This window comes from Nafulsella turpanensis ZLM-10 (genome assembly GCF_000346615.1).
GTDB classification, from domain to species: domain Bacteria; phylum Bacteroidota; class Bacteroidia; order Cytophagales; family Cyclobacteriaceae; genus Nafulsella; species Nafulsella turpanensis.
In genome coordinates this window covers 1-13463 of sequence record NZ_ANNU01000087.1, presented here as the reverse complement: position 1 = coordinate 13463, position 13463 = coordinate 1, and the positions used below count along the sequence as shown (strand labels likewise).

Annotated in this window: 16 protein-coding genes; 10 read left to right on the top strand and 6 right to left on the bottom strand. The window is 38.4% G+C overall.

Features of this window, described 5'->3' with window-relative positions; all coding sequences use genetic code 11:
* Window positions 1-175: 175 nt before the first annotated feature.
* The 4 genes from F752_RS0122860 to F752_RS0122845 form a co-directional block, all read right to left on the bottom strand.
* Window positions 176-664 (bottom strand): hypothetical protein, encoded by a 489-nt coding sequence (locus F752_RS0122860; protein ID WP_017734071.1) that lies wholly within the window; start codon window positions 662-664, stop codon window positions 176-178.
* A 171-nt stretch (window positions 665-835) separates the two neighbouring features.
* Window positions 836-1135 (bottom strand): hypothetical protein, encoded by a 300-nt coding sequence (locus tag F752_RS0122855; RefSeq protein WP_017734070.1) that lies wholly within the window; start codon window positions 1133-1135, stop codon window positions 836-838.
* A gap of 184 nt (window positions 1136-1319) precedes the next feature.
* Window positions 1320-1499: a DUF433 domain-containing protein gene (locus tag F752_RS24975; protein ID WP_316928891.1), complete on the bottom strand. Its 180-nt coding sequence runs from the start codon at window positions 1497-1499 to the stop codon at window positions 1320-1322.
* A 13-nt stretch (window positions 1500-1512) separates the two neighbouring features.
* Window positions 1513-1716, bottom strand: coding sequence for a DUF433 domain-containing protein (locus F752_RS0122845; RefSeq protein ID WP_017734068.1), 204 nt, complete (start codon window positions 1714-1716; stop codon window positions 1513-1515).
* 306 nt (window positions 1717-2022) lie between these two features.
* Here F752_RS0122845 and F752_RS0122840 point away from each other — a divergent pair, with 306 nt between their 5' ends.
* Window positions 2023-2265, top strand: coding sequence for a hypothetical protein (locus tag F752_RS0122840; protein WP_017734067.1), 243 nt, complete (start codon window positions 2023-2025; stop codon window positions 2263-2265).
* On the top strand, window positions 2265-2660 hold the full coding sequence (vapC, locus tag F752_RS0122835) for a type II toxin-antitoxin system tRNA(fMet)-specific endonuclease VapC (RefSeq protein ID WP_017734066.1): 396 nt from the start codon (window positions 2265-2267) through the stop codon (window positions 2658-2660). The genes F752_RS0122840 and vapC overlap by 1 nt, the downstream gene beginning before the upstream one ends.
* A 98-nt stretch (window positions 2661-2758) precedes the next feature.
* Here the strand turns inward: vapC and F752_RS0122830 are convergent, their stop codons facing one another.
* Together F752_RS0122830 and F752_RS0122825 are read right to left on the bottom strand one after the other, a co-directional pair.
* Window positions 2759-3769 carry a hypothetical protein gene (locus F752_RS0122830; RefSeq protein ID WP_017734065.1) on the bottom strand — a complete coding sequence of 337 codons (1011 nt, stop codon included), beginning with the start codon at window positions 3767-3769 and terminating at the stop codon, window positions 2759-2761.
* A gap of 5 nt (window positions 3770-3774) precedes the next feature.
* The gene (locus F752_RS0122825; protein WP_081604637.1) at window positions 3775-4968 is read right to left on the bottom strand and encodes a tyrosine-type recombinase/integrase; all 1194 of its coding nucleotides are present in this window, start codon (window positions 4966-4968) and stop codon (window positions 3775-3777) included.
* A 372-nt stretch (window positions 4969-5340) separates the two neighbouring features.
* Between F752_RS0122825 and F752_RS0122820 the strand changes: the two genes are divergently transcribed.
* The 8 genes from F752_RS0122820 (at window position 5341) to F752_RS0122785 (ending at window position 13254) form a co-directional block, all read left to right on the top strand.
* Window positions 5341-6579 (top strand): tyrosine-type recombinase/integrase, encoded by a 1239-nt coding sequence (locus F752_RS0122820; protein WP_017734063.1) that lies wholly within the window; start codon window positions 5341-5343, stop codon window positions 6577-6579.
* Between the two features lie 61 nt (window positions 6580-6640).
* Entirely contained in the window at window positions 6641-8194 is a 1554-nt protein-coding gene (locus F752_RS0122815) for a hypothetical protein (protein WP_152425276.1), read from the top strand.
* Between the two features lie 47 nt (window positions 8195-8241).
* The gene (locus F752_RS24970) at window positions 8242-8532 is read left to right on the top strand and encodes a helix-turn-helix domain-containing protein (protein WP_017734061.1); all 291 of its coding nucleotides are present in this window, start codon (window positions 8242-8244) and stop codon (window positions 8530-8532) included.
* A 186-nt stretch (window positions 8533-8718) separates the two neighbouring features.
* Complete coding sequence (locus tag F752_RS24965; RefSeq protein ID WP_017734060.1) at window positions 8719-10164, top strand: DUF3987 domain-containing protein; 1446 nt, start codon at window positions 8719-8721, stop codon at window positions 10162-10164.
* Window positions 10165-10389: 225 nt separating this feature from the next.
* A complete protein-coding gene (locus F752_RS24960) occupies window positions 10390-11382 on the top strand; it encodes a DUF6371 domain-containing protein (RefSeq protein ID WP_051049935.1) in 993 nt (330 codons plus the stop codon).
* Between the two features lie 356 nt (window positions 11383-11738).
* On the top strand, window positions 11739-12278 hold the full coding sequence (locus F752_RS0122795; protein ID WP_017734058.1) for a hypothetical protein: 540 nt from the start codon (window positions 11739-11741) through the stop codon (window positions 12276-12278).
* The gene (locus F752_RS25660; protein ID WP_017734057.1) at window positions 12271-12801 is read left to right on the top strand and encodes a helix-turn-helix domain-containing protein; all 531 of its coding nucleotides are present in this window, start codon (window positions 12271-12273) and stop codon (window positions 12799-12801) included. The genes F752_RS0122795 and F752_RS25660 overlap by 8 nt, the downstream gene beginning before the upstream one ends.
* A 3-nt stretch (window positions 12802-12804) precedes the next feature.
* Complete coding sequence (locus F752_RS0122785; RefSeq protein WP_017734056.1) at window positions 12805-13254, top strand: hypothetical protein; 450 nt, start codon at window positions 12805-12807, stop codon at window positions 13252-13254.
* The last annotated feature ends 209 nt before the right edge of the window (window positions 13255-13463 follow it).

Here is a 13463-nt window from a genome sequence, read left to right as displayed (position 1 = left end):
GCATCAGTTTAAAATCGATCTTGCATAGAGCCATCAGGAGTCTACGTAAACGTTACCCAAAGAAATTATTTTCGCTCGAAAAATGGGGAATTATATTTAACGCTTTTAGCCCTGTTAGGTAACAAAAAAGGCCTGCACCATGGGCGCAAGCCTTTCATTTTAGGATTGGGACATGTTATACCATTGGTCCATCAGGGAAGTTGATGAGGGGCATACCTTGAGTTTGCTGATTTATTTTTGGAATGGGTATGCCTTTATTTGGCTGTGCTTGGGGTCTTTTAACTCCAGCTATTTTTTCTAAAAGGTGAACAATGTAATTGAGGGTTCTTTGAAGTTTTGCAATCCGCTCATCGTATTCTCCTCGGGTAATGAGTTGGGTGATAATATTGGCTATACTGGATCCAAAGAAACTTTCTATGGTACCGGCCCCGGTAACTTCATCATAAGCTCTTCCGGTGTTTATGCCATTAATGCCTTGTGGAGCTACTTGAAATGGGGTTTCCGCAGCCAAATCTTTGTCTTTTTCTTTGATACGAATCCGCCCAATTTTAAAGCCGTTTTTCGTATTGGAAGCCATCGTACGGCAAGATTGCCTGCAATATTTGGCATTGCTGCGCTGCGCTTCAAATTCTTTGCTGCAGTGGGCACAATTTTTTGTAATCATTTTCAGATTGTTTTAGTGGTAAATAATTTGATCCGGACTGGATCGCTGTGTGGGGAGCGTTAACTGTAATTGTATTTAACGCTTTTGGGATGTGCTTAGAGGATTAGCAGCAGGTGAGGGGGTGATAGACGGGCTATCACGGGATACGTAGTGGGTAAATAGAGGGAGCTGCTATTTTTCATGATTGAACAGGTTTAGCAAATCGGCCTGGTGGTACCAGACCTTTCCGCCTACTTTTACGAATGGCAGCTCCCCTGATTTACGCTTGTTCCAGAACCATGTGTTGCCCTTGCCAAATTCTTCTTTGGCTACCTCTTCGGAGATATAATCTCCCGTGAGATTTTGCTTTTGCTTTCCTTCTAAGTGCTCCAGAATCCTTTGTTGGTTTTCCGCAAGTGATTCAAGCCATGCTCGCGGTACCAGAACAAAACTCTCGTTTTGCTCCGGTAGGGTTGTTTTATTTTTCAACATGCTACAAAGATTATCAAAGCCCCAAAAAAGATACAGCCACGCAAAAAGGGGGATCCCCTTTTTTGCGTGGCTGTTATTTTATAAACCTAGAACCAATGCTAATTGGTTGGTTCTGAGTCGGTATTGTGGCTAAATTATTTTTATGATTTTATTTGAAGCCTGTTTTCTTTATTCGCAGAGTAGGCTAAACAGGCCTGGATTTTTCCTCAGAGAGTTCGGGAAAATCCTCTATAATTTCTTCTTTGGTCATACCATTTGGGAGCCAGTTGAGCACATCATATACAGATATCCTCGTGCCTTTAACGATTGGCTTACTAAATCTCTTTTCAGGATTGATTTCAATATGGTCTAAAAAGTTGGGCATATGCTGTTTTTGCTTAGCCAATTTTTGCTGCATGTGCTAAACAGGCAGAAATATCCTCTTTTTCTATGGCAGGATAATCCTCCAATATTTCTTTTGCTGTCATTCCTGAAGCTAGCAAATCGAGAATCAGATCAACAGTATATCTTTTATTCCTGATCGTTAGTTTCCCATGGCAAATATCAGGGTTTAGGGTAATTCTATCCAACAGGTTTTCCATTCTTAAATTTACGAACAATTTCCTTTATCGTTCGCTCTGATTTTATGATGCTTATTTCAGTAGATTAGCGGCAACCGTTGATTCGAATGTCCATGATCATTTTTATATCCCTGATCTTTTTTCTCCGGACCTCTCCGGTCATACTTCTATGTTGATCAAAGATTGGGGCTTCTTTCCGGAAGGTACTGTTATGGTAAAACGGTAAGGAACAGAGCAGCTGCAGCAGTAGGCCGTAGTACAAAAAAGTGAGCACGAACCTAAATATTAATATTTTTCGTTATTTTCAAGAACTAAATATGATCTAATATGGAAGCGAATAGAATAGACATGGCAGAAAATATATTTCGGATGGTGAAAAACTTGAGTACCGATGTAAAACTTGAATTAATCAGCAAGATTACCGACTCCCTCAAAGGAACAAAAAAAGAAGCTAAGGATGATTCCTGGAAAAAATTGTTTGGTGCCTGGGAGTCTGAAGAAAGTGCAGAAGAAATAATCGAATACATAAGAGAAAGCCGCTATACTAACAGGCATATTGAGGATTTGTAATGGATTATCTATTAGATACCAATATCTGTATTTACTTCCTTAAAGGCAGATATGGCCTGGTTGAAAAAATAGAAAAAATAGGATTTGAAAACCTCTTCATTTCTGAGATTACCGTTGCGGAATTAAAGTATGGAGTGGAAAAAAGTGCTAATCCAGAAAAGAACAGGCTTGTTATAAATGATTTGATTGATAATTTTAAACAACTTCCAATTTATGGAGCCTTAGATATTTACGCGAAGGAAAAAGCCAGACTTAAAAAGGAAGGAAGTATTGTTGATGATTTAGACCTTTTCATTGGGGCTACGGCCATTAAAAATAATATGATTTTAGTGACAAATAATGAAAAGCACTTTGTCCGACTGCAAAATATAAAAGTCGAAAACTGGACAGAATAAAAAGGACTTACCGAAATACTACTACTAAGGTAGTTTTTCGATAAATCCTTTATTGTATTAAGTAAAAAGAAAAAGATTAAACAAGGGGAAACGGCAGCTTATCCATTAATAGGAATGCCCATGATCTTTTTTGCTTCCCGGATCTTATTTTTTCGGACCTCTCCATCCATGCTTCCATTCTTATTAAAGATCGGACCTTCCTTTAAAAAAGCGGCATCAAGGGTGAATTTATAAGGGTATAGCAGCTTAAGCAGATCGTGCAGGATTAGGAATTGAATGCTCTCATCTCCTTTGTCGACCTTGATGTATTCCAGTAATTTTTGCAGCATGACCTTTTTAATGGATAATTTGTTGAGATTAACCTTTTCCAGGGCTGCTTTTATTGTTGGAAGCAAGAGTTCAAAATCCGTAAGCTTGCAGTCTTTCTGCAGTGCCAGTTCCTTCAGGCGGTCAAAGGCTTCAACCATAGGTTGTTTAAGGGCTTCCTTCACCCTGGAAGTCATCCGTATATTGATGCCTTTATTCTTCTTTGATTTGCCAATCAGGCAGTCAAGTGCAGATGCCTCTTCCGCTTCCAGGTAATTATGGACATTATTGCTTATTTCAGCTGCAAACCCCTTTGCCAATGCAATCATTTCAGGATGGTGGGTTTTAATCTTATTCCAGAGCGACAGCAGAAAGTAGTGATCTTCCAGAAAAGCAAAGATTTTTTCCCAATCAATTGCCTGTACCTTCAGGAATACCCTGTTTTCGGGCTGACTGTAATCCTGCTGCTCAAGTATGGCTTCTTTGGTTTTGATGTAATCCCTTACGGCGGCTGCCGGGAAATGCCGGCTGAAGTGACTGACAGCAGAGCGGTAAACAGGAAGTAGTTTAAGCTCCGGATATTCTTCAGAGATAGGTTTTAATAAGTCTGGAAGATTCTTTCCTTCTTTTGTCTTTAAGTGCTGTTCAACTACTGTAAGTGACCGGATAATGCTCAGGTCTGTATGGGTTTGAAGGTACAGGAAAATTCCCTGTACCTCCGACATTGTTGATAATAGCTGCTGAGCATTCTGTTCCGCTTTTTGCGGGTCTATGAATTGCTTGAATTTCTGATAACTTTCCATGTCCTTTAAATTTTTCCCTCCAGCTCGTCTGCAATTTCACCCATATAGTCTGTATAAACCTTGGCATATACCTCTGTTTGCCTGATGCTGCTATGGCCAAGCCATTTGCTGACGACTTTCAGAGGTACATTATTCGCCAATAGAACGGTGGTGGCACAGGTATGCCTGGCAACGTGATGGGTGAGGGTCTTTTTTATACCTACCAAATCGGCAATTACTTTCAGATAGGCATTAATTTTCTGATTGCTGAATCGTGGGAGAATCTTTCCTGTAATCTTCCTCTCTTCATTATCGTAACGGTCGATAATTACCTGGGCAGGGGCGAGGATTGGTATTTCTAAATCCCCTCCTGTTTTGTGCTGTTTGATACAGATGAACTTTTTGAATTTCTGGTTATTATCCCGAAGTTCTATGTGCTTCATTTCAAGGTCCTGACCATCTTGATACCGAAGGGCAGTGTAGCAGGAGAAGACGAATATGTCCCGGACAATTTGCAGGCTGCGGTTTCCTCCCAGCTCATGCTCGGTGAGCAGCTTCAGCTCCTTTTTGCTCAGAGGCTTTCGGTCCACCTTTTCATTTCTGAGGGTGAAATTCTGATAAGGGGTTTTATCTAATCCTCCTTCGTAGATCGCTCTATTAACTAAAGTGCGGAAGCGGCTGTGGTGCTTATTGACCGTATTCCTTTTCAGCCCTTTCTTCAGCAGGTACTGGTCCAGGCGAATGACAAAGTTGTAGTCAAGCTGCTTCATAGGAATGTCCGGTGCTTTATAAGTTTCCTTTGTAAAGCGCTCGACATAACCATAGGTCTGCTTATAAAGTGATATGGTTTCCGGGCTCAATTCCGGATTTTCAGAAGTGTGGTCAATAAACTTCTGGTAAAAGGCCAGGAGGGTGGAATGAAGTGTTTCCTTTTGCGTAAGCATATCCATCAGAATTCGGGCGGAGATAGGCCGCTCTTCATATTCCAGGATATTTTTCAGCTGAAGTACTTTAGTCTCCAGTTTGTTCAGCTCCATATTTACCTGCTGGCTGGTTCTGGAGCGTTGCTTGTGTTCATCCCAATCGGTGAGCGGGATGCTGCAGCTGGTGGCAATTTCGGCTTTTTGCCGGTTTACAATGATGCGCAGGTTAATTTTAGCGCGTTCGGGGTTGTTTTTTCCTTCCTTCAGGAAGAATTTGAGGGACATTTTCGTCTCCATTTTTAAGGTGGGTTAAGTTGTTGAAACTTAATAAGTTGAAAGTGTGAAACACTTTCGGGGCTGTGTGAAACACCAGTGAAACATTTGGTGAATCGGAAGGGATTTTCCGGGAGGGCCCCGGAGGTAAAAACCCCTCAGAAACGATTTCTGAAGGGTTTTGAAGCTTTGTGAAGCTTTTTTGCAGAGGAGGAGGGTCTGGAACCCTTGTGCTTTTGTGAATTTTAGTAAATGCTAAAAAGCTGTAAAATAGCGAATTAGTGTAATTTTTCACTTTATTTAGTTCATAGAAATGCACTGAAATAAAATAATGTGTACCCCATTGTGTACCCTTTGTAAAATATGTAACTTGTGGTATAAACCAGATAATATAACATGGCAACCACTCGATTACTCTTAAAAGATCCAAGTGCGAAAGGAGTTACTCGTATCATATGTGTACTCACTGATGGCAGAGCACAGAGGATTAAAATTCAATCAGACTATTCGGTTCTTCCTAAGCACTGGGGTAAGAATCAAAATGTTCTTTCTGCTAACCCTAATGCAGTGGAAATGAATGCCCATCTGCTAGCATTCAAAAACAGAGTTTTGAACATTTATCAAAGCGCTAAAGCTGAAGGGTTAAAAGCTAACGGTGAATATATAAGAGAGCAGCTTAAGCCAAAAAAGGAGGTGGTGAATGCTAATGTGCATTTTTGGAAGGCGTGGGATTCTTACCTGGATTATAAAAAGCATAATTTTAAGGAGCGGAGCTTTGTGAAGTTCAAAGCTTTGGAAAACCACCTAAGGGGATTTGAAGCACATTTAAAGATTCCGTTACAGTTGAATATAATTTCAGTTGACGTGTTAGGGCGTCTCCAGGATTACTTTTATAAAGTAGCAAATAAAGAAGCTGGACTTAATACTCAAACAACAGCCAAATATATTGAGCTGTTTAAAATGTTTTTGAATTGGGCAGTTAAGCATAAGTATACGGATAATGCTGGCTTTCAAGACTTCAAAGCCATACAGCAGCCTGATACTTTAAAAGTTGTACTTACAGCTGAAGAGGTTGAAAAGATTAGGAAAGTACAACTTGTAGGTAAAAACTATCTTTCTAACATAAGAGATCTGTTAATACTTTCCACTCTAACAGGACTTCGCTATTCTGATTATAGTCGGATTAAACAAGAACACATCAAGAAGGACGATGAAGGATCCAGAACGCTCAATATCCGGCAAGAAAAGACTAACGAGTTTGTTGAGATTCCTTTAACAGTAGAAGCCGAAAGGATAATTGGCCGCTTAATTTCAGGGAAAACACACCCAGTGTCAAATCAAAAAATGAATAGTTATGTAAAGGAGCTTTGTAAGCTAGCAGAAGTAGATGAGCTATTTGAGGTGCATAAGTTTCAGGGAAAGCTGAAGGTTACTCAATATTTACCAAAGTATGAATTAATTACCACTCATACAGGTCGCCGTACTTTTGCTACTAACCTTATGCAAAGAGGGGTGCCTGCACATATAGTAATGAAATTCACTGGCCATAAGGATTACAAGAGTTTTTCCAAGTATGTGAATATACCAAAGAAAGCAGAAATGGATGTCGTAAAAATGGCACTGATGGGCTCTTAAATAGAAGTATAATTGATAATAATTTTTTAAGATGAGGAATTCTGGATCGTTTGGGATGAACATGTTCGCAAGAGTGCTGCCCCCAGAAATAAGAATAAATGTTTCGTTCGAACTGTTGGTTAATCATCCAAGAATTTTAAAGATACAACCTCCATCTGTAGATATTCCCCACAGGGTCATAAAAGCACCAGAGAATTACCTGTCACCCATTAGTAAGGAGACAGGTAAAGCCTACCCCGATTGTTGCAATTTCCATAAAAGTATACTAAAGGAAGTACAAGAATGGTATAGTGAATTTCCAAACTGCTGCCCTGAACATCAGAAATTGAATGAGGCTCCTTGGTTTTCTGCAGGACAGTATTCGGCTGTAGCTAATAAAGTAGCTAGACAAGTAGTGTTCACGGAATATCAAATTTTGAAACACATTGATTCTTTTAACTGGTACGAAAAGATAACTGACTATATTCAAGCGAATGTATATAGCTTTGGGGAGCTGCCTCGTGGCTTTGGTAATCCAATTGGATTAGAATATTATCTTATGTTTTTGAAGCTGGCATTGAAAGGTGGAGGAAGTTGTTTGAAAGTGAGTGAAATAAGTGGTGAGAAGATTAAGCGTTTGATTTTCTTTATTAAATACAGTAATCCTGATGTAAGGGTTAAGCATAAGATGTTACTTGATCTTTGTTCTATATACCGTAAATGGCTGAATACATTTCCATTTAAGACTAATTACTTTAGAGGAGTTAAGGGAGTTTATCATCATATTGAAAATAACTTTCCCTTACATGAGAAGGTACGGTACAATCCATATTTAAAAATGGAGATACGTCCAGTGCGTACGGACACTGATTTGAAAGAGTATTTAGTGGATTTAACTAAGGGATTACTAAAACAAATTAATACAAAAGAGCTAATTGAGAATGGGCGTATCCGGGACTTAAATGAGCACAAGCTTGAAATAAATAGCGAAAGATACCGCATAAAACGAGCGTCTCTTCTAGAGGAATATTCAAGTAAAGAGCTCGAATATGTAAAAATTTTAAAAAAATGGTTGGCAAATGAGGTCGAGTATTTTGACAATATAGCACCATTTATAAGTGTTGATCTGCAGCCTTCTGATAAGTGGTACAGTCAAGCTTTGAGCCAAGGGTTTAAAGCGGATATTTTGAATGAGGTAAGTGAATTGTTTTCTGTGGCAGAACAACCTGAAGTGGAAAAGGCAGTATTAAGAGGCCTATCAAAAAACCAAAAATACTATGAAGGATATGCTGAAAAGATTTCTGTAAAGCAATTTGCCTTATGTCACCACTTTTTGAAAGAAGCAAATATTATTCATGATGACATTTTAAATCCAAATCAGTACGGAAATTCATTTAAGTCTATCGCTGAGCAAAAAGATGGGAGTAGTGGCTCCTGGAGGCAACATAAAAAGGCAAAATATTATGTGGACGGGTTAATCAGAGATAAAGAACTTAATGACCACAATATTTTAAATTTAGAAGTTGTCAAAAGGGTATTTATATACTATCCGTTGGTCCAAAAGCTTATAATGGAATTCACTGATAGCCTTAAAGAAAAAAAAGTCCCACATAACGCCCCCCCCGGGCGGAGGTAATTTTTTTTAAACCTCCGTTTATTTGTGTGAATTCAAAATAGCACACAATGGATAAATTATTTTTTACATCACTTACAGCGCCCGAGCTCAGGGCACTGTTTAAAGAGGAAATCGCAAAGTATTTTCAGGATAACCCATTGAAGGTTAAAGTAAAAAGCCTTGAAAATCATGAGCGCTTAACCCGTAAGCAGATTTGCGAAGAGTACAAGATTTCCTTAGGTACTATACATAATCTCATGAAGCGGGGAGAGCTGCCTTATGATAAGGTGGGTCGTAAAACACTTTTCAAAAGAGAAGATGTTGAGCTTTGTATAAAAAGAAAAAGGGGTGAGTTATGAGTAGGCACAACTACACCCCTAAGGCTTTTCTGTTGAAGCAAAGCTCTTGTGAAATTACTAATCTTTTAGGGGTTTTGCAATATGTTTATGGTTCTCTACTGGGCAATCGTGTTGTAGGTCATGGATTTATCTCTCCTGATAATTCCAATCGAAGAATGCTGATATGTGAGATAGGAGGTGTGTCATATGGCTGAAAACACACCCAATAACAGTTTCCTTTCTCGCGAGTCGTTGTCTGACGTTGAAATAGGAATTACCCCAAATTTTGACAAAGGCTTATTAGGAAGCATTAGAAGTCATATTGATGAACTTGTTGCTAACACCGCAAGTAAAAGTTTTCCAGTTCATGCGTTCCCTTCAAGGATACAAAGGATAATAAGTGAGCTTAATCGCTGTCTGTTATTTCCGGTTGATTATACTGGTGCAGCTAGTTTGGCTGCGTTCAGTGCGGCTATTGGTAACTCCTTTATGCTAGAGAATAAGAAGGGGTTTAATTCTGGAGCTGTTTTATATATAGCGCTTGTAGGAAAGCCAGGAGTAATTAAGACACATGCTTTAAAAGCTATTTTATCACCTATTGATAAGCGAGATGGAGTAAGTTACAAAGAATATGAAAAAAGACTTACTGAATATGAACAGGCAATTTCTATGACTAAAAAGGAACGTGAAGAAAATAACGTTTCTGATCTTGAAAGACCTGAGTGGTCACATACCTTGGTCCAGGATGCTACTCCAGAAGCGCTTTTATCATGTCTTAGAAATAATTCTAGAGGGCTTTTGCTTTATAAGGATGAATTAATTGGTTGGGTAAAGAATTTTAACCGTTACAGTAGTGGCTCGGAGCAGGAATTTTGGTTGGAAGCTTGGAATCAAGGTACAATAAGTGCGGATCGCAAAATGAGTAGGGGAGTTAGGATAAGTCCGGCCTTTATCACGGTAACAGGGACATTACAACCTGCCGTTTTGGAGGAATTAGCAAAAAACAGTCGGTCAAAGGTTGGTTTCACTGATAGAATTTTGTTTGCTTATCCGGATGGTGTCAAGAAGGAAAGCTGGAATGAAAAGGAGATTAATCCTGATATGCTAAAAGAGTGGGAAAACATTATAAATAAAATGTTTGACGTTCAAATGACAGTCAATAGTAGAGGAGAATCTGCTCCTGTAATGTTACCGTTAGACACAGATGCTAAGGAAATACTTTGGGAATGGGTTCGAATGAATACACAAAAGATAAACACAACTTTTGATGAAAGACTGGAGGGAGTATATATCAAGTTAGAAGCTTATTCATTAAGGCTAAGTCTGATTCTACAATTAATGCGGTGGGCATGCGGGGAAGGAAGCAATCTTGTGGTTGAGAGAGAATCTGTAGAAGGAGCGTTGCAGTTGATAGAATACTTTAGAGGAACGGCCGAAAAGGTATATCAAGTTCTATTTGATAGTATTCCAATTGATAAGGAACCGGTAAAAGTTCAAAACTGGTATAATAAACTCAACGAGCAAGTCACAAGAAAGGAAGCAATAGCTAATGCAGATTCTTGTGATATTTCTAAAAGGACCTGTGACAGGCTGTTAAATAGGAAAGATCTGTTTACAAAGGTAGGTCATGGGATTTATGAAAAACTCTACTAAGGCAATACTGGCAATACTGGCAATATTGGTACTTTGGGCAAAAATGGCTAATTCCGATGATTAGATAGGTTTTTATTTTGCCACTTAAGTTGTCAATGTTGCCATAACATCGCCTGGTCTTTGGCAATATGAAATTCATTTTTTCTTGCTGTGGAAAAAGGTTTTAATACCTTCTGTCAATATTGACAATATTGCCACTTACTGTTAAAATTCACCTTTAATCTAATGGGGTATTTTAAATTTATACTGGAAAAATATAAGGGGCCTAATAGCAGGTACACCTGTGTGGGATGTGGTAAGAGGCGTCAATTTTCTCGTTACATAAGTATTGAAACGGGAGAGTATCTAGCAGATCATGTAGGAATCTGTAACAGAAAAATACAGTGTGGTTACCATTATTCACCAAAACAGTATTTTGCTGATACTGGTCTTTGTGAAGCAGTAAATTACAGAACAAGAATAGGTCCACGCCTAGTGCCCTCCAAACAAATCATGTCCTTTCCTAAAGGTATTGTGAAAAAGAGCCTTTTGGTTTCTTCCTATAAGAGAAACAGCTTTATCAATTTTTTACTTAAGTTCATTGATGAAAAAACAGTATCGAACTTAGTTGAAGATTACTTCATTGGAACGTCAAACCATTGGCCAGGGGCAACAGTATTTTGGCTCATTGACGGTAAGGGTCAGTGCGTTGGAGGGCAGGTAGTGTCATTCGATAGCACTACTGGCCATACTTTACGAGTGAAAGGTAAACGCTGCACTACCTGGGCTCATAAAGCTCTTCAGCAAAAGTTTGTTGAAGAGGGGAGGGGAGTGCCAGTTTGGTTAAAAGAATATATTGAGCATGCGGAGAAATTTCCTGTGCCATTTGGTTTGCATTTAGCCCTACAAGAACAAAATAAACCAGTAGCAATTGTAGAGGCTCCAAAAACAGCTGTTATCGCTTCCGCTTTCTTTTCTGAATTTATTTGGTTAGCTATAGGTAGTCTTTCATGGCTTAATCAACAGAGATTACATTCGCTTGCTGGCAGGGAAATTGTCTTATTCCCTGATATTTCGATGAATGGTAGAGCTTTTGATTTATGGAGTGCAAAAGCTAATGAATTGAAAGATTTTGCAAATATTACTGTAAGTGACTTTCTTGAGCACGTTGCGACAGGGGAAGAGAAAGTGAAAGGTTTAGATCTTGCTGACTATTTGATAAGGTGTTATTTTAATTAGGTCCTATTAATTGTCAGTGGAGGTACCATGATGAACAGGTTCATTAAAATTAATATTCGTTCCTAGCTATTCTTGGCATCAATACAAAAGGAAAGTAGGGTATTAAACTAAATGTTGTTGGGATAAATGGTATATTTATTTCCATTATCTAGGTCTGTCAGTGGCTAATTTATAATATTGTGACACAAAAAAATAACTCCTTTATTATTCAGAATTGAGGCTTGTCCAAGGTAAGAGGCTATGAATTAGAGATAGTTTAAATATGACTTCAGGAACTCAAGGCAATTATAATGTATAGGTTTATGAAAATTTTCGGTAAATTCTTAAACCAAAAAGTAAACCTATAGGTTGATGATATGTGGAAAGGTTGTATCTTTGAGGAAATAAAGGACCGGCTTTATGCGGTAGCTTACGATGATACGAGGAAGAGTATTCTTACTTCACTACAAGATAAATGGTCAGATGTCGTATGGTTGGAGGAATTTTTTGAAGCAAATAAGCAGGACTTGGAAGCGGGTTTCTATGCACCCACTACAATTGATGAAGCTATAGAAATTACTTTAGATGAGGCAGATGAGCTATTTGCCAAACTATTGGAACAAGACGGAACAAATTTAGAGCAGCTATTCCGTCCATTAGATAACAGAGAGTATTCCACAAAAGATTTTCAAGAGCAAAAAGCAAAAGGTAATAGCCATAGCTGGTTAAGAATTTACGCTATCCATTATTATGATAGATATATAATAACGGGTGGAGCGATAAAGCTCACTCACAAGATGGAAGATAGACCACATACGCAAGCAGAACTTCGTAGACTAAGTCAGGTTAGAAGTTTGCTAAAATACGATGAAGGAAGTGTTGAATTTGTTTACCTAGATATTGAAAAAGATGAGTAAGCAGCAAAATATGGAAGCATTTAATCAATTGCTTTCAACAGAAAGAGATAATACTTGGAGAGAACAAACTCAGTTTCGCCAGACAAATAAACATTGGCTGAAAAAGTCAGCTAAAGTGGCTATAAAGGTTAATCGTGCCTTGCGTAATCAAGGTATGAGTCAGAAGAGTTTAGCTGAAAAAATAGGTGTGTCTGCGCAACAGGTGAGTAAAGTCTTGAAAGGCCGGGAAAACCTCACTTTAGAAACTATTGGGAAATTAGAATTGGCTTTAGGATTAGAGTTAATTTCTATCGTTCGAGAAGATGAAGTAATAGTTAAGAAAAATTTAGAGTCAGTTGCAGCCATAGCCAGGCAGATACTTACTAAAACATATCCAAAAGAGGCTGTAACGCAATCTGAGAAGCCCTCTCATAATAAGCAGAGTGTTTCACAGTATTATCGCCAGGAATTACGAACATATGCGACAGTAACAGTGAATACAAGTACCAAACAGTTAGAAGATAATACGGCGGTGGCCGCTTAATGTATGGCAAAACTTCAGATACCTTTTGCTTTGAAAGGCATTAAAACAGTTGAATTTGCCACACTTAAAGACTCTTTCAAAGATGGTGATACTGTAAACATTGATAGTGGTTTTGAGCTTGGAATTAACCAAGAAGAAAATTCTTTACTTGTACTTTACAGTGTGTCCTTTCTGTCTGGAGATAAACCTTTCATTGTACTTAAACTTACCTGTAATTTTGGAGTGGATCCAGATGCTTTTAAAGATTTTGCCGATTATGAGCAGAATAAGATAATAGTACCAAAAGGCTTTTTTACGCATTTAGCAGTGATTACTGTTGGCACAGCCCGAGGTGTGTTACATGCTAAACTGGAGAATACTAACTTTTCACAATTTCTTCTTCCTACAATAGATGTTTCCCAGGTTCTCCAGGAAGATGTTATTTTCGATGAGGTTCCTCAAAAGCAAGAGTAAAGCCCATTTATTAAACATATACAAAAAAGCCCTATATTTTTTAGGGCTTTTTTATTTAAGTGGAATAAAAATGATATGCTAGGAACTTCATTTTAAAATTCTTTGTGGAACATAATTTGAACTTTTCCAAAATAATCCCTGGAATAGCCGGGAGTGTAAACGCAACTGTGTCAACTGGCTTTTTCGGTGTTACGGCGAAGCCTAACGCC

What these genes read in the sequence shown, in the direction of transcription:
- F752_RS24965 (WP_017734060.1), top strand. Translation starts at nt 8,719, where the DNA reads ATGGCTGAAAACACACCCAATAACAGTTTCCTTTCTCGCGAGTCGTTG.
- F752_RS24970 (WP_017734061.1), top strand. Translation starts at nt 8,242, where the DNA reads ATGGATAAATTATTTTTTACATCACTTACAGCGCCCGAGCTCAGGGCA.
- F752_RS0122820 (WP_017734063.1), top strand. Translation starts at nt 5,341, where the DNA reads ATGGCAACCACTCGATTACTCTTAAAAGATCCAAGTGCGAAAGGAGTT.
- F752_RS0122785 (WP_017734056.1), top strand. Translation starts at nt 12,805, where the DNA reads ATGGCAAAACTTCAGATACCTTTTGCTTTGAAAGGCATTAAAACAGTT.
- F752_RS0122825 (WP_081604637.1), bottom strand. Translation starts at nt 4,968, where the DNA reads ATGGAGACGAAAATGTCCCTCAAATTCTTCCTGAAGGAAGGAAAAAAC.
- F752_RS0122830 (WP_017734065.1), bottom strand. Translation starts at nt 3,769, where the DNA reads ATGGAAAGTTATCAGAAATTCAAGCAATTCATAGACCCGCAAAAAGCG.
- F752_RS24960 (WP_051049935.1), top strand. Translation starts at nt 10,390, where the DNA reads ATGGGGTATTTTAAATTTATACTGGAAAAATATAAGGGGCCTAATAGC.
- F752_RS0122845 (WP_017734068.1), bottom strand. Translation starts at nt 1,716, where the DNA reads ATGGAAAACCTGTTGGATAGAATTACCCTAAACCCTGATATTTGCCAT.
- F752_RS0122795 (WP_017734058.1), top strand. Translation starts at nt 11,739, where the DNA reads ATGTGGAAAGGTTGTATCTTTGAGGAAATAAAGGACCGGCTTTATGCG.
- F752_RS24975 (WP_316928891.1), bottom strand. Translation starts at nt 1,499, where the DNA reads ATGCCCAACTTTTTAGACCATATTGAAATCAATCCTGAAAAGAGATTT.
- vapC (WP_017734066.1), top strand. Translation starts at nt 2,265, where the DNA reads ATGGATTATCTATTAGATACCAATATCTGTATTTACTTCCTTAAAGGC.
- F752_RS0122815 (WP_152425276.1), top strand. Translation starts at nt 6,641, where the DNA reads ATGTTCGCAAGAGTGCTGCCCCCAGAAATAAGAATAAATGTTTCGTTC.
- F752_RS0122855 (WP_017734070.1), bottom strand. Translation starts at nt 1,135, where the DNA reads ATGTTGAAAAATAAAACAACCCTACCGGAGCAAAACGAGAGTTTTGTT.
- F752_RS0122860 (WP_017734071.1), bottom strand. Translation starts at nt 664, where the DNA reads ATGATTACAAAAAATTGTGCCCACTGCAGCAAAGAATTTGAAGCGCAG.
- F752_RS25660 (WP_017734057.1), top strand. Translation starts at nt 12,271, where the DNA reads ATGAGTAAGCAGCAAAATATGGAAGCATTTAATCAATTGCTTTCAACA.
- F752_RS0122840 (WP_017734067.1), top strand. Translation starts at nt 2,023, where the DNA reads ATGGAAGCGAATAGAATAGACATGGCAGAAAATATATTTCGGATGGTG.